Genomic DNA, 23257 nt, shown 5'->3' with positions numbered 1-23257 from the left:
TATATGTTGGGCTGCGATCTAGGGTTGTCGCCATGGTTTGTTGTGGCCTCTAGACTCGCTGGCGACTGAGGTGAGGCCGAACAGCCGAGCAATAAACGTTGTTAAGACTCGATTTTCCGTGTAGATGACACTTTAAAGAGCGAATTCGCTGAAAAAGCGATATTTAGAGGGCGGGCAGATGCGAGAAAGGTCTTTTGAGGCTGATACGAAGGATCAACCCTTCGACGAGATCATCCTCCAGCAGGGGGAGCTGATATCTGATCGCCTCAACATGTTGCGGCAAGAACAGTATCCTCCGGACGCTCAAAAAGGTCTACGTCAGTTTTCCCTAGCAGAGGTCGCCTACTACCTCGGTGTCACGCAGTCGACAATCAAGAAGCTCCACCTCGAAGGTAAGGGCCCCGATCCGGAAACTTCGTCGTCGGGGAGACGTAGCTATTCAGCTGAACAAATGCTCGAACTGAGAGCTTATCTCGACAAGCATGGCCGCCCCGGTAAACGCCGTTATGTCCCCTATCGGCAGCCTGGCGAAGAACTGCACGTCGTGTCTGTCGTGAACTTCAAAGGGGGTTCCGGAAAGACCACTACCGCCGCCCACCTCGCGCAGCACTTGGCGCTGAAGGGGCATCGAGTTCTTGCGATCGACTTGGACCCTCAAGCCTCGCTCACAGCTTTGCATGGCATTCAGCCTGAACTCGACGACGTGCCTTCGCTCTACGAAACACTTCGGTATGATGACGAGCGCAAGCCGATCTCAGAGGTGATCCGGCCAACAAACTTTCCCAACCTAGATATCGTTCCGGCAAGTCTCGAGCTTCAAGAATACGAATACGATACCCCGGTTGCTTTGACGAGCAGCGATCCCCATGAGGGCCGCACCTTCTTCACTCGTATATCGAAGGCGCTTAGCGAGGTTGATGACCGTTATGACGTGGTTGTGATCGATTGCCCTCCTCAGCTGGGCTACCTCACGCTCACTGCTCTCACGGCTTCTTCCTCAGTCATTGTGACGGTCCATCCTCAGATGCTGGACGTCATGTCGATGAGCCAGTTTCTCCTGATGCTGGGCGGGATCATGAAGACGATCCGTGACGCTGGAGCGAACATGCGCCTGAAGTGGTTCCGATACCTCGTAACGCGATTTGAACCAACGGACGGTCCCCAAAAGCAGATGGTTGGGTTCCTCCAGGCGATGTTCCCAAATCAGATGCTGTCGGCTCCTGTGCTGAAGTCTACGGCGATCTCCGACGCCGGGATCACCAAGCAGACGCTTTACGAAGTTGAACGGTCTCAGTTCGTGCGGACTACTTACGACCGCGCAGTGACATCTTTGAATGACGTGAACGACGAAATCGCCGAACTGATCCACAAGGCTTGGGGGCGTGAATGACTAAGGTTTTGACAGCCGTGCAGAGAGCCAGTTTTGACAGCCGTGCAACTGTCGAAATGCGCGCTGCGCGTCGGTTGGATTCGGGCGAAAGGGAGATGGCTTGATGGCTCGCAAAGACCTCCTAAAGAGCGTTATGGCCGGCTCGCCGGAGCAGCCCAAGGATTCCGGTCGCTCTGGATACGCAATGCGCGGTGCTTCGAAATCGATGAAGGTTTCGATTGATAGCCTTGCGGAGAACTCGAAGCGTCTCCTTGAAGGCGAAACCATTGTCGAGATCGATCCGCAATTGATCGATGTGTCATTCGTTTCGGATCGGCTTAGTGATGACGATGTTGCTTTCGACGAACTGAAAGCATCGATCGCTGCAGGTCGCCAGGACACGCCGGTATTGCTTAGACCGCATCCGGAAGCGGATGGCCGCTATATGATCGTCTTCGGGCATCGCCGTGTGCGAGTTGCTTCGGCGCTAGGCCGTAAGGTTCGCGCAGTTGTAAAACCAATGGACGATGTGGCTCACATTCTTGCTCAAGGGCAGGAAAACACTGCGCGCGCAGATCTCTCTTTTATTGAGAAGGCCCTATTTGCGAAGAGCCTCTTGGATATGGGGCAAGCAAAGGACGTGATCCAGTCCGCCCTTACCATCGATGGGACGTTGCTTTCACGGATGCTGTCAGTGGCGCAGAACGTCCCTCGGCACGTCATCGAACAGATCGGGCCAGCCAAGCAGATTGGGCGTGATCGCTGGGAAGACTTCAAGAAGTTGGCTTCGGAACCATCGAATGACAAGATCCTCAAGGAAGCTTTGGAGTTCGACGGGTTTCAGAACCTCGACAGTGATGCTCGCTTTGAGTTCCTGCACAGCAAGCTGGCAGAAGCGGGCAGGGCGCCGAAGCGCCGAAAAACGCGTGCCATGCCCAAGAAACGAACCTGGACTGCCGGCAAAGGCCGCATCAAGGGAGTCGTCGGTCGTTCCGGAAAGGCATTCAGCATTTCGCTTACGGCACAAGATTCAACCGAGTTCGGGGACTTTCTCTCGGGTCGGCTTGATCAGCTGTACAGCGAATTCCTCGCGACGAAAGAGGAGCAGTCAGAACAATGATCTAGGCAAAAGAAAAGCCCCCAAGCAGCGTGGCCTGAGAGCTAATCTGAAAAGTTTGGTCGCTTAGAGGATATCTCTCCCGCGAATCACTGTCAACAAGAACGCCACTTTGGCGAACGGCTTTCTTTTGCCTCCACATAACTGGAGGTGAGAAACAGGCATGAAACATACAGGTTGGCGCAAGCCGACACCGGGTCTTGGCATTGCAGAGCAGCTTGCCCAAGCCGGTGAACGAGTAGCTGTACCCAAAACGCGGGCGTTCGTCGCCGTGAAGCGGGTCGGTGCATATATTGGCCTCAAGGCCGGAGACATGATGCTCCTCGACACGCTCGGGGCCTTCACCCAGGCCCAGGACTGGGAGGAGGGGCAACGCCCGATCGTTTGGGCGTCGAACGCCTACTTGATGGAACAGACGGGTTTCTCGCTTTCTGCGCTGAAACGCCATGCCCGACGCCTGGCAGAGATCGGCGTGATCTCCTTCCAGGACAGCCCCAACGGCAAGCGTTGGGGCCGCAGGGACGCCGATGGACGCATCATCGAGGCCTACGGCTTCGATCTGTCGCCGCTGTCGGCACGCGTCGAGGAGTTCGAGGAGCTCCATGCCGAGTTGCAGGCCGAACGCGAGCTCTGCCAGCGCCTGAAGCGTCAGATCACGGTGGCACGCCGGATGATCCGCGCGCGGATCGACGCGGCCGTCAGCAGCGCGCTGCGTGGGCCCTGGACGCAGTTCACAAGCCTTTTCAAGGAGCTTCTGGACCGGCTGCCGCGCCGCCATGAAGCTTCTGAGCAGCTTGCTCGGCTCTTGACGTGGTTCAAAGAGCTTCAGGAGCGTGTCGAGGCTGCCTATCTCAAGGCAACCGAGGCCGCCCAACCTGTAGAAAACACGTCGGAAACCAAGGAGCAAGTTCTCAAGAAGCCTCAAAAAACGAACCCCAGGGAGGTCATTTCTGACCCTCATATACTAATTACAAACCAACTTAATCCTGTAACTAGTAATTCCTCAGAACATGAGGAAGTCGCGGCCGTGGTGCCCAATGCTCAGCTGGAAGAGTGGGTTGCCGAGGTGCGCAAGAAGCGTGCGGCGCTGGATCTGCCCACTGTGATGCAGGCCTGTCCTGAATTTGCGTCCTGGGCGCGCAATATGGGCGGATTCCTGAAGGACTGGGGCGATCTGCATCGGGTTGCCGGGCAGCTCAGGCCGATGATCGGAGTGTCCGAGCATGCCTGGAACGTAGCGCAGGAACGGCTCGGCAAACAGGTGGCGACAGCGGCGCTGGCGCTTGTTTTCGAGAAGCATTGCGCGGGCGAGGTTTCTTCACCGGGCGGCTATCTGCGGGGTATGGTCGAAAAAGCCGGGGCAGGGGAGCTGCACCTCGAGCGCAGCTTCTATGGCAGGCTCAGTGGGCAAGCGGCGTGACGGCGCTCGCGATCAGAGACCGGCGGCCTTGGTCAGGTTCACTCGGAACCGATCACGGTGGCGCTGGTAGCGACGAGTCATCTCGGCCGAGGCGTGCCCCAGATGCTTCTGGACGTAGCGCTCGTCGACTTCAGCCGAACTGGCGAGGCCTGCGCGCAGACTGTGCCCGGAGAATAGCGCCTGGCGTTCCTTTTCTGGCAGCTCGGAACGGATGCCGGCATCTAGGACGGTGCGTTTGATCAGCCGGGCCACATGCTTGTCGTTCAGCCGCGTTTCGGATGCCCGTTTGCCATCGCGCGAGGTGCCGACAAAGACTGGACCGAAGTCGATCTTCGCAAAGTGCAGCCATTGTTCCAGTGCATGTACGGGGCAGGTCTGATCTGTTGACCCGCGGCCAATCTCGACCTCACGCCAGCCAGTCTTGGCATTGAGGGTGAGCAGGGCGCCTTTGTCGAAGGTCTCGATCCAGCCGCCCGAGTCCGGCGTGTCGTCCTTGTGAACGTCGAGGCTGACGATCTCGGACCGGCGCAGCCCGCCAGCATAGCCGATGAGTAGAATCGCCCGATCCCGCAGCCCGCGCAGGTCGTAGGGCAGGGTGGCGATCATGGCGAGAATGTCCTCGGCCAGGATCGCTTCCTTCTGCACCGGTGGACGCGCGTGCTTGCGCTTGATCCCGGCCAGCACTGTCGCGATGTGACGGTTCTTGCGCTCGAGGGTGAAGCCGCGTTGCGCATAGTTCCACGCAAGGCCTGAGAGGCGGCGGTCGATGGTGCTGACTGATAGGGGTCGGGACGCCGACTGCGAAGGGGAGGGGCCTGACCCAGCGGCCAGATCCGCGAGGTAAAGCCCGATCATCTCGGGAGACGGCGGTAGAGGCTCGATGCCTTTCATCCGGCACCAGCGCGTGAAATGCGCCCAATCCTTCGCGTAGGCTGTCAACGTGTTGTCGGACGCTGCAGCGCGGGCATAGTCGCGGGCGGTGTCGACCAGGCGATCAAGGCTGCCGGACCCCGCGACATGGGAGGGCAGCGCGATGCTGTCGCTTTTCTCTTGATCGCTGTCGCCGTTCTGAGCGATACTAAACGCACCAGAGTTTGATGACGTCGACCTTTCGTCCTCTGTGGGCATTTTCCAGAAAATCTGTCGGTCTGCCGGAATTCTTGAGACTGCGTTCCATGTGTTTTCAATAGCTTGCCTGTGTCGCATTTCTGAAACCGATTCAAGGTATGTGAGACTGGACGCCGATTTGAATCACCATTGGTGAGACTATCCGGCATCCATGCACTGAGTAAGTTATGTCCGATAATTTTCCAGCTGACAAGGATTGGGAAGAGGCGGAGTTTCGCGCCCGGGTGCTCGCGGAGCTGCCGGCCCAGCTGACTCAGGGCAATGTCGACTGGGCCATACGTCAGCTAAATGTCAGCCGATCCACGCTTTTTCGTCTGGTGAAGCAGTTCCGCGAGGACGGGCGGACCAGTGCACTTCTGCCGGACACCCGGGGCCCCAAACCTGGCATGCAGCCGCTGGACCCGGCGGTGGAAGAAATCGTGTCCCGCCACTTCAAGGGGCTTTATGCCACCCGCCGCAAACCTACCAGAACGCGGTTCTGGCGGGAGGTCGCCGCCGATTGTCGGGCTCAAGGGCTGGCACCGCCCTCGATCCGTCGTCTGGGGCGCTGGCTGGAGCAACATGACCAGGCTAAGCTGATGGCCCGGCGAGAGGGCAAGGACAAGGCCGACCGGCGCTATCTGGCCACGCCTGGGGGGCTGGTCGCCAACGATCCGCTGGATATCGTCCAGATCGACCACACCAAGGCTGACGTGACAGTGGTAGATCCGGTGACACGACGCCCGCTCGGTCGGCCAACGCTGACGGTCGCGATCGACGTGAATACCCGCATGGTTCTGGGCTTCCACTTGTCCCTGGAACCGCCCTCGCTGCTCTCCGTCGCCCTCTGCCTGACCCATGCGGTGATGGAGAAAATGCACTGGCTGACGGCGTGCGGGATCAGCACGGAGTGGCTGGCGCGGGGCATCCCGACCGCGATTTATGTGGACAATGGCGCGGAGTTCCATGCCCGGGCTTTTCAGCTTGCCTGTTCCGAATACCAGATCGACCTGCAGTACCGTCCGCCCGGCACGCCGCGCTATGGCGGGCATATCGAGCGGCTGATCGGCACGATGATGGGCGCGATTCACCTGCTGCCGGGCTCGCATTTCTCGAACATCTTCGAGCGCGGCGATCTCGATGCCGAAGCCGAGGCGGTGATGACCTTGCGCGAGCTGGAAACCTGGCTGGCGCTGGAAATCACCGGCTCCTACCACGCGCGGGTGCATAGCGCGTTGGAAATCACGCCCTCGGCGGCCTGGGCAACACGGGTGGACGAAGTCAGACTCCGTATACCCGCCGATCTGCGCCAGTTCTTGGTCGATTTTCTGCCGTCTGAGCAGCGGGTTTTGCAGCGCGACGGCCTGCATCTCTTCCACATCCGCTACTGGGCGGACGAGTTGCGTTGGCTGATGGGCCGGGAAAGCCGCAAGTTCACGCTCAAATACGATCCGCGCGATCTCTCGCGCATCTTCGTGCTGACAGAGAGTGGGATCATCGAAGCCCGACCTGCTGATCTGACACGGCCTGCGATCACGCTCTGGGAGCACCGCGCGGCGCGGCGGGCCCTGCGCGAGGCTGGACGTCATTCTGTGGACGAGGAGTTGATTTTCAGGACGATCGAGGCGCAGCGCGACCTCGTCGACACCGCGGTACGGCAGACCAAGGCCACGCGGCGTCATCAGGCGCGGCGGGCGCATCTGGCACCCCGGCGCATGATCGACGTGACACCGGATGACGCCGCGCGAGATGCCTTGCCCGCGCTGGAAGGGGAGGGGAGCCCGTTCCTCAGCCATCCCGGCTTCAAGGTCGAGGAATGGTACGACGATGACTGAGTTCCCGCATCTCTACCCGGGAGCCGGCAAGATCGCCGCGCTCAGCGCCGACGAGCGCATTCACCGGATTCGCGCCGACCGCTGGGTCTCCTATCCCAGGGCCGAGGCGGCCTTGGAGAAGCTGGAAACGCTGATGTCGTTTCCCGAGCGCGCCCGCATGCCGAACCTGCTCATTGTCGGTGACAGCGGCATGGGCAAGACGATGATCATCGAGAAGTTCACCCGCGATCACGCGTCGAGCTTCGACGAAGCCAGTGGACGGCTGCATATGCCGGTCGTTGCGGTGCAGATGGTCTCGGGGCCCGACGAGTCGCGCTTCTACCGCCGGATCCTGGCGGCGATTGGAGCCCCCGAGCCGCCGCGGGCGACACTATCTGTACTTGAGAGTCTGGCCTTGCGACTGCTCGCCGAATTGCGCCCGGGGATGCTGGTGATTGACGAGATCCACAGCCTGCAGGCGGGCACGATCCGCGAACAGGCGCGATTCCTGAACATGCTGCGCTTTCTGGGCAACGAGCTGCGCATCCCGCTGGTTTGCGTCGGCACCGCACAGGCCCGCAACGCGCTGCGCACCGATGATCAGCTGGTGCGTCGCTTCGAGGCCTTCGCATTGCCGCCCTGGCGGGAGGGCGAGGATCTGAACGGGCTGATGAGCACGCTCACGCGCACGCTGCCGCTTCGGCGCCAAAGCCAGATCGACGGACACGCGCTCGCGCGGATCATCAAGGTGACTGGCGGCATCACCTCGGGCATCTTTTCGATCCTGTCGCAGCTGGCGATCGCCGCCATCGAAAGCGGCGAGGAACGCATCCTCTCGCGCGATATTCTGGGTGGCGACCGGTTGCAGGCGGTCCTGGGAGAGCCGGTGTGACGGGGTGCGGGCGCCTGCCGGTTGTTTACGCCCCCGAGGTCGACGAACGACTGTCTTCCTGGGCCGCGCGCATGGCCCCGTTCTACGCCATGACGGTTTCGGAATTCGTTGCAGCGCTTGGCCTGAAGGGGCACGACGTGTTCGACCTGGAATGGCGTCTTTCGGAAGGGCAGGGGGCTCTGATCGCGGCTTGGACCGGCCTTTCGCCTGAGACCGTGCAGGCCATGACCTTCCGGGAGTTGGGGTCTGCGGCGCGCATGATGATCGCGCGGAAGAACCGGCATACGTGTCCGCTCTGTCCCGAAGAGCTGCATCGCAAATCCGCCGCGCTGCCGTGGCGATTCAGTTGCCCGGTGCATGCTGTGGAGTTTCGGGACGCGACCGGCGAGACCCTGTCCGACCGGTTCGGTGCGGATTGCTTTAAGAAACTTGAAGGGCATGCCGAGGCCGGTGCCGCGTATCTGGATGCCTGGGCGCGCAGCGCGGGGCAGGGAGACCTGGAAGCGCCCGAAGTGCTTCAGGTTCTGACGGCGCGGCATCGCCGGGCCTCGCCGCCGAATGTCGACGAGCAACCGCGGATGTCGCTCCAGACCCGGCGGGACTACCATGATTTCCTCACCACGCCGATCCTCCGGCAGGCGCTGACGGTCGTCGTTCCCGAATACGATCAGGTGGCGCCAGTCCTTACCAAGCCGGTGCGCCCCGGTCTCCACGCCCTGGCGCAGGGCTCGCTGTTACAGGCCTTCGCGCTGACGGTTGGCATCGACCGGATCATCGAGGATCCGGTCAAATGGGCGATCTCAATCAAGCTCATGAGCGACGCGGAAGGGCAGGGACGGGTCCGGGAAGCGCTCCGATCATGGCCACTCTCGTTGAGGCGACGCATCTCGGCCCGGTTCTGGCGCGCTGAGCGCGACGAGAGCGCACGCCAGTCTGCCGAAAAAGCCGCGAGACAGCGCCAGTCTCACAAATACCGCACCATCCAGTCTCATAAATACCGGTACAGAATCTCATGAACCCCGACTCGCTTTTCAGGGAAGTGCTTGAATCTCATGAATTCCGGCCATCCGACATCCGGGGTGTTTTTTGGGCGTTGCGGCATGCGTTTCCGGCCATTTCCATCTATGTCTGATAATGCAAACTTATTGGACATGAGGGAGAGATATAAGGTGGGGCGGTTTGCACATCATATTGTGGACGAAAGCGCCGCGCGAGACTAGTGTAGTAGCATGACATATCAGCCCGCCACCATCTCTGACGACCTGAGCACCCTACCGCAGCTACCCGGCTGGGTCACCTCCGGTCGTGTCGAAACCCTTGAAACTGTGGCCTTTCGGTCGGGAGCCGCGCTGACGGTGCTCGATCAGCTGGTTTCCGATCCGCGGTATGGCGTGCCGGTGAAGCTGCTCGCCAATCGACTGGCGCTGAGAGCCGCAACCGCCACCTCGAAACTGGAAGGTCGCCTGGCGCGGGAGGCCGATATCCGCGACGCCTACCATCTGACGCTACCCGGCGAGGCGCGGGGGCCCGACGGCGATCTTCTGGTGTTCTGGCGCGAGAGTTTGCGGGCGCGCCCGGGTGAGATCGCTGACTTGGTTGGAGCGGAGTATGCGGGCGAGGTGGGTGTCTGGCTTGACGTGGGATTGGAACGCGCACGGACCCATGGTCCGTTGTCGGGTTGCGTCGCAGCCCTGGGCGCCGTGCTCGAGGCCGACGACCGGGCAGAGCGCACCGCCTGCCTGTTCTCGGACGTCGTCCTTGCGCGGGCGCTGAACTGGAAGCAGGTGCTGCCCGTGACTGCGCAGCGTTTGACAAAGGCCGTTCTGCGCGACCTGACTGCAGAAGGGCAGGGGGCCGATCTGGCAGTCGAGGTGCGGGTCCTCGAGGCTATCGAAGAGTCGATCCGGGTGGCGCGGGATCTGGCCCGACGCGCCGAGACCCTTCGCGCCGTTGCGCCGAAGCTACGGGCCAAAGGGTCGGACGCGGCGGTCGCGCTGTTCCTGACCGAGGATGCCGTGGCGCCTGCGTCGATGCTGTCTCCTTGCATTCGCGGCACCTCGATCCCCATGACTGACCGCGCCGCGCGGCGGTTTTGCGACCGGCTGGTCGAGCTCGGAGTTGCGCGGGAACTGACTGGACGACCGACCTTCCGGCTCTACGGGATCGCATCATGACGACCACGACCAGGAAACGGAAACCGGCGGAGGAGGGCGGCGCTGTCTTTGACCGGGAGCTCGACGACCTCCCGCAGGAGCTCCGCTGGCGCGAATGGATGGGTCGGGTCGAGGCGGTGCTCTTCGCCAGTGCGTCGCCGGTCGGCCGCGACGAGCTGGCCCGCGTGGTGGGGCAGGGAGCCTCGGTCGAGATGGTGATCGACGACATCCAGGCCGAGCTGACCGGTCGTCCCTACGAACTCGCGCAGGTGGCCGGCGGTTGGATGTTCCGAACGAGGACGCAGTTCGCGGACGCGATCAAGGCGGCGGCCGATCTTGGCGAGCAGTCGTTGACCTTCACCGAGATGGAGATGGGTGTACTTTGCGCCATCGCCTATCATCAGCCGATCGACCGGGCGGGCCTGGCCGACATCTTCGGCAAGGAGGTCAGCCGCGACCTGTTGGCCCGGCTGCGCTACAAGGACCTGATCGCCAGCGGACCGCGCTCGCCGCGGCCGGGCGCGCCGCATACCTTCGTAACCACGGAGACCTTCCTGGTGACCTTCGATCTGCAGAGCCTGCGGGATCTGCCGGAGCTGGAAGTTGTCGAGCCGTCCAATCTTGCTGGTTAGATGAGGTCGTCCAGATCTCGATTATTTAGTTCGCTTTCAGAAGCGGACTCCACGCGTGCTTCCAATGCCTCTTGAGATTCACCGACCGCAGCCGGTTTGAGATAGGGTACGATATCTGCGAATTGTCGATGGACTTCACGCCGCGACCATTTGGCTGACCACATAAATGATCCAAACGAGGCCATCTCAGCATTTGAAAATCCCCGCCTCACGCAACGATTGGCGAACGCCATCGCTGTACACGGTTCCGTCTTTTCCTCGGAATGCACGTTGACATGACCCTGAAGGATTTGAAGCGGCGCCCCCATAAGATGGGCGAGATCAGGAACAAGCCTAATCACGAATTTTCGGGCACTGGTAGAACGTTTTTTGTCGCGTGTTTTGTCTGAAAGCCGCTTCTGAATTTGCATGAGAGGTGCGCCGTTCATCCAGTCCTGCAAGGCTGCGCGAAGCTTCGGAAGAGAAAAGGATGCACGGGAACGATCATCTTTGAGCTTCTTGATTTCCGTTCCGAAGAGATACTCTAGGTTTTCCAACTTAACCAAGCGAACGAGGTATTGCGGTCTAACCATCAGCCACTCAAAGACCCAATCGCACAGGCTGTCGACTGTTTCGAAGTTTCGAAAACCGTGCATGTCGAGCGCCTTTGACATGTCGTCCAGGATATCCTCCGGCAACCCCAACATGGATGCAGTGTTGCGCAAAGACAGCTGCTCGACGGGCAAGTCTCCGTCATCACTCTTCAGCAGTGAAAGGGCTGCGGAGGTTCTGCTCTCAACCCAGTCTTCATCCGCATCTTGACGTTTACGATAAGCCGCGAAGCTCCTAGCGAGGCCAAGTCGTATGTCCACTTTTCCATCGTCGCCTTGATCAGTTTCAGCCAAGCGCGCGACGACGTAGCGCTCCAGGTCACCGATGTCTGTTGCGCTGTCGTGGATGCGGTCCATCAGGGCCGTGAATGGATCGTCCAATACCAAACACTGATCGGTTTGCCCAAATATGTCTCGCAGCCTACTCCATCTTGAACCGATCCTGTTCTCTGCATCGTCCAGGCCAACGACCTGGCCTGGAATGACTAGAACGATACCGGTTGCGCTTTCACCGGCCCGCCCGGCACGGCCGGCTGCGTTCAGCAGGTCCTCTGGATTCAAAAGGTCCTTCCGACCGGAAGATGCGTCGAACTGGCTGTCCTCCGCAATGATGACCAGGTCCGCAGGCAAGTTCATACCCTGGCCGAGCGTCGGGGTTGCTGCGAGCACCGCCAACGTACCCTGGCGCTTGTACAGTGCCTCCACCAATTGGCGCTCCTCAGGAAGCAATTGTCCATGGTGGGTCGCAGCCTGGGATGCCAATTTTCCATCCACTAGAGTCAAGTACAGCTGATCAGCACCACCCATTTCATCGACGGAAATCTCATACAGACGCTGCTCAGTTTCAGTCAGTTCGACACTACACTCATCAAGTGCTGCCCCAGCCTTTTCTGATATAGAAAAGGCATTCGGTATGGATTGAGAAAAGACGAGAGTTCGTAGCCCTGCTCCAGCGGCTGCAGCAGCGACTGAAGATGCAACGACACCGGAGTTAGGCGTCACTTTCCAGAACTTGTTTGTCGAAAGCTGAAGTGCTTCGTTCAAGAGTGGTACAAGAGCATAGTCGCGGCGAACCTGTGACGCCCATGTCTGCTTCACGCTGAAGAACGCGTTTGGTTTTGCCGTCAGCTTGCGCTTTACCGCAGCAGGAACCCCCGCAGTGGAGCTTTTTGCGCGAGCATTCCGCAAGAGTTTTCGCAGGTCAGCAAGTCTCTTTTCATCGTAAACGACGCATCCCCTTAGTTGCCGGGTTGGTTTCCATGCATTGTCGAGAGCAAGTGAGTTTCTACCTGTCAGCTCCGCCAGCCAACCGCTCAGTTCATATGTGTTCTTCATCATAGCCGACATCAGGACGATATCGGCGTCCGGTACAACGCGGGTAAACCCCAAGATGCATAGCATCGCGTCGATTGCTCTCCGGTCTCCGTCAGTGCTCGGATGCATCAGATGACATTCATCGAAGATCAAAAGACCGACGTCATCAAACCGCTCTGGTTCCATATGACTGGTAAGGAGACAGGCTTCTGGAGTCATCACCATGACGTCCGGCAACTCGTCGCTATCCCCAGAAAACCCGAATTCGTCCATACGTTCACCGCGAACGGTTGCCCGCGGAAATGCACCGCGCAGGTCCCGTGCTGTCTGATCAACGAGAGCGTGCGTAGGAGCTAGGAATACCGCCTTGCGCCCGGATAACAAAGTTGCATGAATTTTGAGTTGTGCGGTCGTCGACTTCCCGGCCCCAGTGGGGAACCCTATCGCAGCAGATGTGCCAATCTTGAGGTACCCTTGGGCGACGGCGTCCTTGTGATTACGCCACAGATACGGGCGCGTCTCGGCAACCGTTTTCATGGCCTCGGTCCAACGATCCTCAGGTACGCCATCCGGAGGCGGTAGGTTGACGACGGCGCTTTCCATCAGGGCAGAGCCTGCAGCGATCAAGAGACTGGCCAAATGGAACGGTCCGGGAAAGACAGCGATTGCCCCTTCGGGGAATGTATCCTCCAGATCTGATGCGCCGGCGGCGAGCGACTTTACTTCAGAGAAGACTGCAATTGGATCGACCATCCCGCTCACTCGACGCCCTTGCAGCACGAAGGCCAAGGCTCGCACACCTCGCAAGAGTCGATAGTAGAGCGCTGCATTGGCTCGCTCGCCACCGGTACCCGAGACGAGTCGGTCTTGGGGCGGTCGCTTTCGATTCCGAATACGACCAACTTGTCCTTTTGCGAGCATGATCAAGTGAAGAATCAGTTCCGACTGCAGCCAATCGCCGCTCGGGATGCGGATAGAGTCTGCCACCTCAGCAGCATCCGCCGATGCCCCGGCTACCAAGAACAGAAGCATTGCCGAAACATCCGGACTGATCGCATTCGGCGATACAAATGAAACTGGCTGGTCCGAGTCCCGTAGAGCGATCGCTTGATGAACCAACTGATAAGCCGTTGCGGCAACAAAGCCTGCCGCTGCCCGGTTTTCTCTATCGGGATTAATGGCTACCAATGCTTCATTGGTCTGCGCCAACCGGCGTGCAAATCGAATTGTGTCCTCGAGAAGCTCTTCCCCATTTTCACTCTCGCGAAGCAGTACCCTTGCCGATACGATCTCGGCGAAAGCACGTGCAAGTCGGTCAGGCAAACCTTCGCGGTCCAGGTCGGGCAAGTCTGGGGTGGACCTGATGAGTTCGGACGTTGCGGGATCATACATTGGCTGCCGCCTCCGCACTGTCGATCTTGACGAGCGCTTTCTCCGCTACACAATCTATCCAGTCGCGAACGTCTTCCAAAACTAAGGTTTCGGCGCGCCGGCGTGCTACGTCACCCAGTACAGACTTCTCATACCCTTTGAACAAGCCCTTGCGTCCCTTTGCCGATGCATATTTGCCACCAACGGTCACCGCCACGCGGTATGCCCGTTTTTCATTCCATAGAATATCGGCAACAGTCCCGTCGGGGTCTGGGTCTCTGGATACCTCAAGTAGCGAAGTTACCGACGCAATGAGTTCGTTGTCTCGTCCGCCTGTTTCAAACTGCTCAAACTCCGGCCAGACCTTTGATTTAACTTGGTTCCGAGGGTTCTTGGTCGCCTTCTCTTCGCAGATGACAACATGGGCAATGCCGTCGCTGTCGAACTCAATAATGAGGCCATCCAACCCTTTGTCCGCTTTAATCATCTGTGGAGCCCGTATGAGAGCCTCATCGTCGAAACGGTGAGCGGCGATCCACGCAATGACCTGAAAAAACCAACCATCCCGATGGTAGGTCTTGTCGCCAGTGCCGACGGTCAAAAGCTTTCGCGCACCTTCGAAACCGCCTTTGGGATAGCGCGCGGGCAAATCGCCTGTGGCGCGCAATATGCGCTCCACTGTTCGCGACTGACCTATTGCGACGCGGGCCAGGAGCTCAGCAAGCTGGTCCTCGTCCTCAATCGTCCAAGTGGAGCCCGACCAACAATCTTTCTGCCGTATTGGGGTTAGGGTTACTGGCATGAGCTAGACGCGCAACTCAGCGATGTCGATCAGGCTTGGCGTCTTAACGGTAGCTGCAGAATGAGTGTTTCTCATCGTCGGACTCGCTCAAATGTAGAACTTGAATGGCTGGCGTTCGGCGTCATTGGCGCTTCCCATGACCAGAACATATTTATTTGTCATTGCGCTGCCCTTGTCTCGGCCAGAAAAGCTGCAAACGGTCGAATATCTTCCCTCACGCTCGCTGTCTCTAAAGCGGCCATGTAAGCCGCGCGCTGTTCGAGCTTGATGACTGTCCATGGTTGCCCGGCAGCGGCCATCATGACGTTCATCAGAAAGCGCGCTATTCGACCGTTCCCGTCCAGGAACGGATGGATAAATACGAAGATGAAATGTCCAAGGACGATCCGAACAGTCGGGTCATCTTCCGCCTTGAGTAGGTCGAAGAAGACCGGCATGCAGTCTCGAACTGCCTCAGGACTCATTGGGACATGCTGGGATTGCCGAATGTACACAGGGGACGATCGGTAGCCTGCAAGTTGAGAGGCCTTCAGGATGCCCGCTGTGACAGACGTTGCGAATAGGTTGCGATACCAATCACTCAGATCGCGCTCAACAACCTCACCCGCGTCAGCACCTTCCAGAACTGCCCGAATGCTTTCCTTCACTCTCTGAAATGCTTCCCAATATCCACGCGCTGCAAGGGCGTCTTTCAGCGCTCGGTCTTGCTCATCTGTTTCTGGGGTCCAGGTCCCCGAACGCACTTTGTCAATCAGTTCCGGCGAGACACGATAGCCCTCAATGGAGAGCGAATGATACGCATCCGTGACATAGATTTCGTCGATCTGCTTGAGATAGGCGTCGATGTCATTGGTGATGGGTTGGGCCTTTGGAAAGAGATCAATAACATCGTCGCGCATGCTCTCCCACTTCAAGCGGATGCGATGCACGTGGGGCGAGGTGATCCGCCCGGCGTTTGGCACAAGAATCGACTGCTCAAAGGGGTTGATCTCGCGAACGTCATGCGAAGCGGCTTTCATCGCCGCAAGAATTTCGTCTGCGACCTTTTCGGACCCGATGCTTCTAAAAGCACCAGCAAGCCTGCCGGCCGCTCGCGTGTGCCCCCCGTCCAACAGCTTGCCAAGCAGCCGTGAGGCATCCGGCATCATAGCAAGCACAGTGCGCGCTTCTGTCGGATGGTTTTGGAAGAAGACCTCGGGAACGAGGATTAGGGCATCCTCGACGGAGAATAGGCGTAAATTGTCGACGATTTCGAGCGCCCCATCTGACGCGATCGTTGCGCGCGTCTCAAAAAGCGACGTGTTGTGGGGCAGATCGGTCTTAGAGTTTCCGCCCTTGACCGCTCTTACCAATAGCTGAGCAGGAACTGTCGTGTTTCCAGCATGTATGATGAGGGACTGTTCAGGAGACAGAGACCAGTCAGTGCCAAACCGATCTGACAGGTATTGTGCGCAGAATCCCCAAAACGATGTGTACCATGCTGTGCTCTCACCGGCGTTTTCATCGGGGCGTGATGGGATGTACCAGCCCTTCATGACTTCCTTCAGGAAGCCTGCCTTCAGCAGCCGTTCGCGGTGAGTGCGTGACATGTCTTTGGAGCGAATGGCAATCGAACCACCAGACTGTAGTGTCTCGAGCTCTTCCAAGGAGCTTGCAAGCTTCTCTGCGGCACTCGGCATAATTATTCGGCTCCGTTCGAGATTTAGGTTTTAGCGTCGTACATGATTTAGGTGTATGTGTCGAACGATCTTTAGGGTTTTGTGATGCGCAAATCTTAGGTTTTAGTGTTATTGGCCCCTCCTGCCCTTTGGTCAGGACCGCGCCCCACTCGGTCGGCTGCGCGCAGCCGCCCTCCCCGAGCTGAACCGCCGCCTCTCCCTGCGACGTGCCGCTGGCCATGCCGTCTCCTCCGGAGCCAGCCCGGCCAGCCGTCGCATGGTCGTGGTAACGCTTCATCTCGGCCATTCGGTAACGGTCGCTGGGGCGGGCGTGTGACATCAGTGATCACGTACCTCGCGTCTCGGCCGCTGTTGGTCCTCGCTTTGCCGGATACGCAGCTCCGCGCCGCGATCATGGGTCGCAAACGATGTCCGACGACCGCCGGATTGCATTGACCGAAGCTGGCAGAAGGCCGGTGATGGTCGTGCTGTGCAAACCCAAGCTATCGGGTTGCCGTAGAGGGTCAGTTCGAAATCCCGGTGATCCGAACAGGTTGTCGAAGCTTCGACGTTCTCCATGCTGCGCTTCCAGACAACACACATCGGGTTGCCACGGAAACCAGCCGTCGTGGCACGTGAGGCAGGGTCAGCAAAGCTCTGACTGGTCGGGATTCGGCTCGGAGCGAGAGGGCAGAAATATCGCCACCACAGGCATTTCTCTCTTTCGGCTGTTCTCCCAGTTTCCTTCGTGGCCACCGCACTTCTCCTTTTGTCTGAGTTGCATGACATGCTGGTCGCAGCTGTCGTCCCGTCCACAAAGGTTGTCGCCGATTTTTTTCCCCTGACCCTGCGGGTCATTCCTCGCGCACCAAAAAGACCGGCGCCTGCCCCTCTCCGCTGCGCTTCGCCTTCGGTGTGGCCAGGCCTTGGCCAGCTGCAAGGTGACCATCATTGCAACGCAAACAAGGAGAAGAGCAATGACCACGAACTGCATCAAATTCACCAGCGCCGACATCGAAACCGCCAAGGGCGTCGGCTCCATCTCGACCCTGACCTTCGATCTCGACATCACGGTCGAACCCGTCGCGAGCACCAACCCGATGGCCCCCACGCACCGCGTCCTCGGCCGCTCCCCGCGCGGCAAGCTGGTCGAATGCGGCGGTATCTGGAAGAAGCAGAACAAGGAGACCGGCGCCGACTACTACACGCTGACCATCCGCGATCACGGCTTCAACGCCAACCTCGGCAAGGCCGCGAACCAGGACGACCTGTCCCTTCAGGCCATCATCCCCTGGGGGCCCAAGGACGCCGCCTAAGCCAAAGGCCAGACCGCTTCGGCGGTCTGGCTATTTCTCGTTCTTGGGTGCGCCTGATGGGCGGGCCAAAAAGCTGATGTCCGAAGAACACGGCATATTTCGGACGCGGACGCACAAGGGGACAGTCAGTCTGGATAGGCCGCTGACGCGGCTTCGATCTTTCTGTTCAGTGACAACGTGCATCGCGCGAACCCGAGTCGGAACCGAATGTCCGCAGGGAGAGCTGGCAGCCCGCTGAGCGAGGTAAGCGCCCCCCATCTCTCAGTCGAGCAACCTGCGTCACGGTCGTCTAGGCGATGCGCCCAGGGGTGGCAAACTCACCCTTTGCCGCGAGGGTGGAAATCGCAAATCATCGTCATGCATCCCGGGGCAACGTCTCACGTTAGGATCACCGCCGCGCGCCTTTCCGTCGACCTGTTGGCCTTAGAGATCGCTAGCCCGGGGTCGAGCGGTTGGCAACGCCGGGGGCAGGTTTCTGGACGGCTTGCGCCTTGAGCGCTGCAGTGCACCGCTCACAACAAACCTGCCCCCGGCGTGCTCCATTTCATTCCGCCCCGTGCCGGGTGCAGCCCGCTCTCAAGCCCCCGACCTTTTCCACGATCCGTCCAACGACAATCAACGGAAAGGATCACACCATGACACTCGAACAATCCATCGACCTCGCCGAACTGCAAGCCGACATGGCCTTCGATGCCTACCTCGCCGCCTTCGATGAAGACGCCCATCCCGAGACCCTCGACAGCCTCGAGACCGAGGCGCTGATCGCCCGCAGCCGCTACGACGATCTGCGCAATCAGGGACTGGGTCACTGACCCAGACACCCCTGCGGGTCTTCGGATCCGCAGGGGGCTGACGTCGACACTCAGAAGCATCGTGACGCTCGCAGAGGGTGCGACCCGCGCCATCCAGCGCGGGCCATTTTCGCGTTCGGAGCGCCCTATCCGTGACCGGCTCGAGCGTTGGGTTGCCTTTCGTCGCGTGCGTCTTGAACACAAGTTTCGGAAGCTTTTTCGACCTGGCTGTCCTGCATCGATGAGGGCGGGACCCGTTCCATGTTGCGCTGCGGAGCAGTCTTGACTGCACCATATTGCCAGCAAAAAGACACAAAATGCAAAACGTAATATTGCGCAATGTGATGTATTGAAGTATAAACGAAGGAGAGAAAGAAGACGTTGGCAGGATATGGCCAATGTTTGCACATTTTGTCCGAGGGGTCTGACCTGTGCCGAGGCCAGCGAAAAACCTGAAGCTTGAAGAGCGCATCGAAGTCGCGCGGCGCTTTGCAGCGGGCGAAAGCGCGCGGGACCTGGCGGCGGCATTTGGCATCTCTCCGCGTCATGTGAACCGGCTCGCGAAAGAGGGGGCGGGCGAGGGGATCACGGTGCGCGATCCGAGCGAGACAGTGGCGTTCAGGGCCAGCCGATCCGAGCTGGACGCCTTCGATGCGGAGTGGCGCGCGCGGGGCTATGCCAACCGGTCTCAGGCACTCAATGCGGTGCTGCGCGGTCGCTGCGGATTCCTTGATGTCCCCCGCGATCTGGTCGCCGAATTCTGCGCCGCATGGCGTCAGGCGAGGGACGTGAGCGACACCGGACTGGTGCTCGCCAAGGCGGTCCATCGCGGTCGGCTGGAGGTCTCGGAGGCGGACCGGGCGGTGCTGATCGAGTTGCTCGATCTGGCGCAGTCGATGAGCCGTGAGATGGGCCGGATGAAGGATGCGGCGCAGGTGCTTCGTCATCAGGAGTGGCCGCAAAAGGAAGGAGGGCAGGGGGCGGAGAGCGCGGTTCTGGAGGAGGACCCGCGCGCGATCGAACGCGGATTGAGGCTTGTAAGAAATGGCTGATCCGCTCGCCCTCTATACCTCGGTCATGGGGCGGCTCTGGGAAGATGAGCGCATCCGGGGTCAGGCCGCGGCGCGGATCGACGCGCGGCTGGCGGGGCGTCGGCAGGGGCGGAGCTTCGCGCATGTCGGATCCATGTCGGCGCGCAACGCGCTGAAGGCAGCGTCGGGTCAGAGCCGGGCGGCGGTCTTCAAACGGATCCGGGCCGGAGGCTGCAAGACGCGTGCTTCGCTCGGGGCGCAGATTTCCTACATCAACGACAAGGCTGTCTACACCTACTCGACGATGACCAATGCCCTGACCGATGCCGCGGTGCTTTCTGAGGAGCAGAAAGAGGACATTATCGAGGACTGGGCAGGGACCTGGCGCGGCTCGACCAAGCTCGGTTTCACCTCGCACATGCTCCTGTCCTTCCCGACCGACGTGACGGTCGATCAGGTGCGCGACATCGCGATGGACTGGACGGAGCATTTCTTCGAGAGCGGCGAGTACGGCGATCAGTGGGACTATGTGCTCGCGGTTCATGACGACCGGGCGCACAAGCACGCCCATATCATCCTGAACAACCGCGGCGTCGAGAAGGGCACCTGGTTTTCCTGCTGGGCTGAGGGTGTAATGTCGCCGCAGCTGATGCGCGAGAAGCAGGCTGAGATCGCGGAACGCTATGGCGTGATGCTTGATGCCACCACCCGGCTCGAGCGCGGCATTTTCGAGAAACCCGCCGGGATCGAGGAGATCTACCGCGCCAAGGAAGAGGCCCGCCTGCCGCGCGAGATCGTTATGACGGCCCAGGAATCCGCCATTGCGCAGGCGCAGGTGGTGGGCTTCGCCAAGGACTACAAGAACCTCGCCGACCTGCTGGACCGGATGGACCAACGCCACATGGCGCGTGCCGTGCGCGGCATGGCGGACGGGCTTGGTTCGGGCACGCCGTGGAATTTCACCGAAGGAGAGATAGACATGAAGGACATCAAGACCGTCGGTGACGCGATCGACTATTCCGAGCGCACGATCGAGGCGTTGAGGCTCAAGGCCGAGGAACTGGACCCGGCCGAGCGGGCCGCCTTCGAGGCGAAGGCCGCGCCGATCATCGCGGATCTCTCGCAGATGGTGCCCGACCCGGAGTTGCGCGCGCGCTTCGGCAAGCAGCTTGAAGAACCCTATCCGCCGGGGCGGGCAGCGAGGTGCTGATCGCGGCACTTCAGGCTGGCAATGATGAAGGGCTGCGTGACTTGCTCGAGCGCGCCGAAGAGGCAGGCATGGACAGCGAAGAGCTGGTGGCCCGGATCGCGGCGGGTGGCACGCGGAACTACGGCATGGCACAGGACTGGGTCGAGCGGGACATGAACGCGGTGCTGGCGAAGGATGGCCTCAGCGTTGAGACGGCCAATGACGACCAACTGGATGTCGCGCTCGAGAAGGTCGACGGGGTGATGGACGCGCTTATGGAACGCGCGAAGGAGATGGGCGTCGAGATCGGCCGGACCCTCGCGGACGAGGAGGAGGCGACCTTGCCTCTCATCGACGAGGACGACCGGACGCCCAATCCCTACCTGCAGGACCTCGCCGACATGTTGCGGGATGGCAAGCTCACCGAAGAACAGGAAGAGGTGGTCGAGCGGACCCTGCAATCCGAGCTTTTCAAGGAGCTGGGCGAAGAGGGCTTGGCCGAGCTACGCCGTGGCAACTACGAAGTGCTGGATGCGGCCCTGCCGAGCAAGCTCGACCAGATCACCGTCACGCAGGAATTCCTCGAGATGACCTTTGAGGAGACCGGCGATCAGGTCTTCACCGACCGCGCTGCCGGGTTGCAGCAGGACAAGGCGACCGAAGTGGCGCGGATGCGTGGCCAGCAGGAGGAGCTGGGCCGCGATCTTGGTCGCGACCGCGGTCTCGATGACGAGATGGAATTCTGAGGGGGATGACCACCATGACCAAGACACTTCCCCTCTGGGCTGCGCTCCTCTTCGGCGTGATCTGCGGTGCTGTCATCGGCACGATCATCGCCGCCTTCTACCTGACCCTGGCCCTGAAATCCGGGTTTCAAAGCTTCGACATGTTGGCGCTCTGGAAGGCCAGCGCCGGCACCCGCGCGGCGCACCCCGAGGCCTTCAAAGTGGGGTTTGGCGCTGTCGGCTTCGGGGCTTTCGGCCTCGGCGCCCTGGCGCTGGCCTGGACCTGGAAGAAGGAGCGGGACGATTACGGCTCGGCGCACTGGCAGACAAAGGCGGAGCTAAAGAAGAACGACATGCTGCAGGCTCCGGGCAAAGGTTTCGTCTGCGGCAAGCTCGGAGCCCCGACGTCCAAAGCTGAGTTCATCTCCTCGACCACCATCCCGCATGTGATGATGGTCGCGCCCACGCGGGCCGGTAAGGGCGTTGGCTTCGTGATCCCGAACCTTCTGAGTTTCGCGGGCTCGGTCGTGGTGCTCGATGTGAAGGGCGAGAACTTCGAGAAGACCGCACGGCTCCGGGCGCTGAACGGCGACGAGGTCTATCGCTTCAGCCCCTTCGACTGGGCCAATGCCACGCATCGCTACAATCCGCTGGCGCGGATCGCCAAGGCCCCGAGCTTCGCACAGCGCTTCACTGAGGTCTCGATCCTGGCCGACCTCTTTCTCGACAAGGACAACAAGCAACTCGACACCTTCTCCGAGGCGGGCAAGTCGATCTTTGTTGCCGCTTGTCTGCTGGCGATCCAGCGCGGCACGCCGAATCTTGGTGAGGTCAACAAGATCGTCGCCGGGGGCGAATACAAGAACGCGCAATACAAGACCTATGCCGACGAGGCCGAGGAGGACATCCTGCGCGAGCTCTGGACCAATGCCGCGAGCGCCTCGTCGCGGCTGCTGACCTCAAACATCCAGGCGCTGATGACCGCCGGTCTCAAACAGTGGGACAACCCGGCGGTACGCTCGGCCACCGAGGCGAGCGATTTTGATTTCTCGACTTTTCGGAAGCAACCGCAGTCGCTCTACATCGCCGTCTCCGAGGATCACATCGCGACTCTCGCCCCGCTCCTACGCCTGATGTTCGCCGATCTCATTGCCTCGATCCGCCTGAATGAGCCGGGTCCGGACGAGCCCTGGCCCGTCATGATGATGATCGACGAGTTCCAGCAAATGGGAGCGATGCCCTATCTCGAACGCGCGATCCATTCGCTGGCAAGCTATGGCGGTCGTGTCGCGATGATTGCGCAGTCGCTGGCCTCGCTCGACCGGATTTACGGGCCCGAGGGCCGCGAAAGCCTTGAGAACGGGGCGGGGCTGAAGCTTTACATCACGCCTCGCGATCAGCGCACCGTGAAGGAAGTCTCCGCTGCGGTCGGCAGCACCACCCGCGAGGCGGTTACCCGGATGTATGGCCGGAACAAGGGCTTCCTCGGGGCGACCTCGAGCTCGGCGCGTCTGGAAGAGCGGCCATTGCTTTCCGAGACCGAAGCGCGCCTGATGGACCCCGACGAGGTCATTATCCTCGCCTCGCCGCAGCATCCGATCAAGGCGAGCCGGATCAAATATTACGACGATCCGTTCTTCAAGGAGATGTTGGCGCGCCAGGAGGGAAAGCCCTTCCCCTATCCCCCGAGTGTGCAGGGCGTGGGGCCGTGGGACAGCGACGGTAGTGACGAGGCAAGTGCTGATGAGCCGTTGAAGCCAACCGAACGCGCGCCAGTCCGGGATCGCTCGCACCGCCGCGAAGCGCGCGCGATGAGCTTGAGGACGATGGAGGCCGGGCGTGGGCAACCAGAGCCAGAGACGCTCGAGCGGGAAGCGAACGTGCCCAAGGAATGGGAGGCGGCGCTCGACCGGCAGGAGGATTTCATTGAGGAGTTGTTGGGTGGGTGAGCGCGACAATCTTGTAG

Annotated in this window: 16 protein-coding genes and 1 pseudogene; 13 read left to right on the top strand and 4 right to left on the bottom strand. The window is 60.3% G+C overall.

Annotated features, from left to right (window positions below; translation table 11 throughout):
• Nucleotides 1–178 precede the first annotated feature (178 nt).
• The 3 genes from repA to repC all read left to right on the top strand — a co-directional run bounded on the left by repA (nt 179) and on the right by repC (nt 3906).
• On the top strand, nt 179–1390 hold the full coding sequence (gene repA / locus DA792_RS02235; RefSeq protein ID WP_074646809.1) for a plasmid partitioning protein RepA: 1212 nt from the start codon (nt 179–181) through the stop codon (nt 1388–1390).
• Nucleotides 1391–1493: 103 nt separating this feature from the next.
• Complete coding sequence (gene repB, locus DA792_RS02230) at nt 1494–2489, top strand: plasmid partitioning protein RepB (RefSeq protein ID WP_074646807.1); 996 nt, start codon at nt 1494–1496, stop codon at nt 2487–2489.
• 160 nt (nt 2490–2649) lie between these two features.
• Nucleotides 2650–3906 (top strand): plasmid replication protein RepC, encoded by a 1257-nt coding sequence (repC, locus tag DA792_RS02225; RefSeq protein WP_074646805.1) that lies wholly within the window; start codon nt 2650–2652, stop codon nt 3904–3906.
• Nucleotides 3907–3918: 12 nt separating this feature from the next.
• Here repC and DA792_RS02220 read toward each other — a convergent pair whose 3' ends face one another.
• Nucleotides 3919–5034, bottom strand: a complete 1116-nt coding sequence (locus DA792_RS02220) for a tyrosine-type recombinase/integrase (protein WP_074646803.1) — start codon at nt 5032–5034, stop codon at nt 3919–3921.
• Nucleotides 5035–5201: 167 nt separating this feature from the next.
• Between DA792_RS02220 and DA792_RS02215 the strand changes: the two genes are divergently transcribed.
• From DA792_RS02215 to scpB, 5 genes are all read left to right on the top strand, one after another.
• Nucleotides 5202–6848 (top strand): Mu transposase C-terminal domain-containing protein, encoded by a 1647-nt coding sequence (locus DA792_RS02215; RefSeq protein ID WP_074646626.1) that lies wholly within the window; start codon nt 5202–5204, stop codon nt 6846–6848.
• Nucleotides 6841–7719, top strand: coding sequence for a TniB family NTP-binding protein (locus DA792_RS02210; protein ID WP_074646627.1), 879 nt, complete (start codon nt 6841–6843; stop codon nt 7717–7719). The genes DA792_RS02215 and DA792_RS02210 overlap by 8 nt, the downstream gene beginning before the upstream one ends.
• A gap of 71 nt (nt 7720–7790) precedes the next feature.
• Entirely contained in the window at nt 7791–8735 is a 945-nt protein-coding gene (locus tag DA792_RS02205) for a TniQ family protein (RefSeq protein WP_245708054.1), read from the top strand.
• 213 nt (nt 8736–8948) lie between these two features.
• On the top strand, nt 8949–9893 hold the full coding sequence (locus DA792_RS02200) for a DUF1403 family protein (protein ID WP_074646959.1): 945 nt from the start codon (nt 8949–8951) through the stop codon (nt 9891–9893).
• The gene (scpB, locus tag DA792_RS02195; protein WP_074646957.1) at nt 9890–10504 is read left to right on the top strand and encodes an SMC-Scp complex subunit ScpB; all 615 of its coding nucleotides are present in this window, start codon (nt 9890–9892) and stop codon (nt 10502–10504) included. The genes DA792_RS02200 and scpB overlap by 4 nt, the downstream gene beginning before the upstream one ends.
• On the opposite strand, the gene DA792_RS02190 is transcribed toward scpB, so the two are convergent.
• From DA792_RS02190 to DA792_RS02180, 3 genes are all read right to left on the bottom strand, one after another.
• Nucleotides 10501–13800: a DEAD/DEAH box helicase gene (locus tag DA792_RS02190; RefSeq protein ID WP_074646955.1), complete on the bottom strand. Its 3300-nt coding sequence runs from the start codon at nt 13798–13800 to the stop codon at nt 10501–10503. The genes scpB and DA792_RS02190 overlap by 4 nt on opposite strands.
• Nucleotides 13793–14446, bottom strand: coding sequence for a hypothetical protein (locus DA792_RS02185; protein WP_245708066.1), 654 nt, complete (start codon nt 14444–14446; stop codon nt 13793–13795). Before DA792_RS02185 ends, DA792_RS02190 begins: the two co-directional genes overlap by 8 nt.
• 293 nt (nt 14447–14739) lie before the next feature.
• Nucleotides 14740–16260 (bottom strand): Fic family protein, encoded by a 1521-nt coding sequence (locus DA792_RS02180; RefSeq protein WP_074646950.1) that lies wholly within the window; start codon nt 16258–16260, stop codon nt 14740–14742.
• Nucleotides 16261–17216: 956 nt separating this feature from the next.
• On the opposite strand from DA792_RS02180, the gene DA792_RS02170 reads away from it, so the two are divergent.
• From DA792_RS02170 to DA792_RS02155, 5 genes and pseudogenes are all read left to right on the top strand, one after another.
• A complete protein-coding gene (locus DA792_RS02170; RefSeq protein ID WP_068248363.1) occupies nt 17217–17555 on the top strand; it encodes a DUF736 domain-containing protein in 339 nt (112 codons plus the stop codon).
• Between the two features lie 635 nt (nt 17556–18190).
• Entirely contained in the window at nt 18191–18367 is a 177-nt protein-coding gene (locus DA792_RS22385) for a hypothetical protein (protein ID WP_176832925.1), read from the top strand.
• A 410-nt stretch (nt 18368–18777) separates the two neighbouring features.
• Nucleotides 18778–19398: a helix-turn-helix domain-containing protein gene (locus tag DA792_RS02165; RefSeq protein WP_074646947.1), complete on the top strand. Its 621-nt coding sequence runs from the start codon at nt 18778–18780 to the stop codon at nt 19396–19398.
• Nucleotides 19391–21312: pseudogene (locus DA792_RS02160) on the top strand (relaxase/mobilization nuclease domain-containing protein). Before DA792_RS02165 ends, DA792_RS02160 begins: the two are co-directional and overlap by 8 nt.
• A gap of 14 nt (nt 21313–21326) precedes the next feature.
• Entirely contained in the window at nt 21327–23240 is a 1914-nt protein-coding gene (locus DA792_RS02155; protein ID WP_074646984.1) for a type IV secretory system conjugative DNA transfer family protein, read from the top strand.
• The last annotated feature ends 17 nt before the right edge of the window (nt 23241–23257 follow it).

It is taken from the genome of Celeribacter baekdonensis, assembly GCF_003047105.1.
Classification (GTDB): Bacteria; Pseudomonadota; Alphaproteobacteria; order Rhodobacterales; family Rhodobacteraceae; genus Celeribacter; species Celeribacter baekdonensis_B.
This window is presented reverse-complemented; position numbering and strand designations above follow the sequence as displayed.

Bases quoted from the DNA above. Each gene is read 5' to 3' on its own strand.
- DA792_RS02155 (WP_074646984.1), top strand. From the start codon at position 21,327: ATGACCAAGACACTTCCCCTCTGGGCTGCGCTCCTCTTCGGCGTGATC.
- DA792_RS02170 (WP_068248363.1), top strand. From the start codon at position 17,217: ATGACCACGAACTGCATCAAATTCACCAGCGCCGACATCGAAACCGCC.
- DA792_RS02190 (WP_074646955.1), bottom strand. From the start codon at position 13,800: ATGTATGATCCCGCAACGTCCGAACTCATCAGGTCCACCCCAGACTTG.
- DA792_RS02215 (WP_074646626.1), top strand. From the start codon at position 5,202: ATGTCCGATAATTTTCCAGCTGACAAGGATTGGGAAGAGGCGGAGTTT.
- scpB (WP_074646957.1), top strand. From the start codon at position 9,890: ATGACGACCACGACCAGGAAACGGAAACCGGCGGAGGAGGGCGGCGCT.
- DA792_RS02180 (WP_074646950.1), bottom strand. From the start codon at position 16,260: ATGCCGAGTGCCGCAGAGAAGCTTGCAAGCTCCTTGGAAGAGCTCGAG.
- DA792_RS02220 (WP_074646803.1), bottom strand. From the start codon at position 5,034: ATGCCCACAGAGGACGAAAGGTCGACGTCATCAAACTCTGGTGCGTTT.
- DA792_RS02210 (WP_074646627.1), top strand. From the start codon at position 6,841: ATGACTGAGTTCCCGCATCTCTACCCGGGAGCCGGCAAGATCGCCGCG.
- DA792_RS22385 (WP_176832925.1), top strand. From the start codon at position 18,191: ATGACACTCGAACAATCCATCGACCTCGCCGAACTGCAAGCCGACATG.
- DA792_RS02205 (WP_245708054.1), top strand. From the start codon at position 7,791: ATGGCCCCGTTCTACGCCATGACGGTTTCGGAATTCGTTGCAGCGCTT.
- repB (WP_074646807.1), top strand. From the start codon at position 1,494: ATGGCTCGCAAAGACCTCCTAAAGAGCGTTATGGCCGGCTCGCCGGAG.
- repC (WP_074646805.1), top strand. From the start codon at position 2,650: ATGAAACATACAGGTTGGCGCAAGCCGACACCGGGTCTTGGCATTGCA.
- DA792_RS02200 (WP_074646959.1), top strand. From the start codon at position 8,949: ATGACATATCAGCCCGCCACCATCTCTGACGACCTGAGCACCCTACCG.
- repA (WP_074646809.1), top strand. From the start codon at position 179: ATGCGAGAAAGGTCTTTTGAGGCTGATACGAAGGATCAACCCTTCGAC.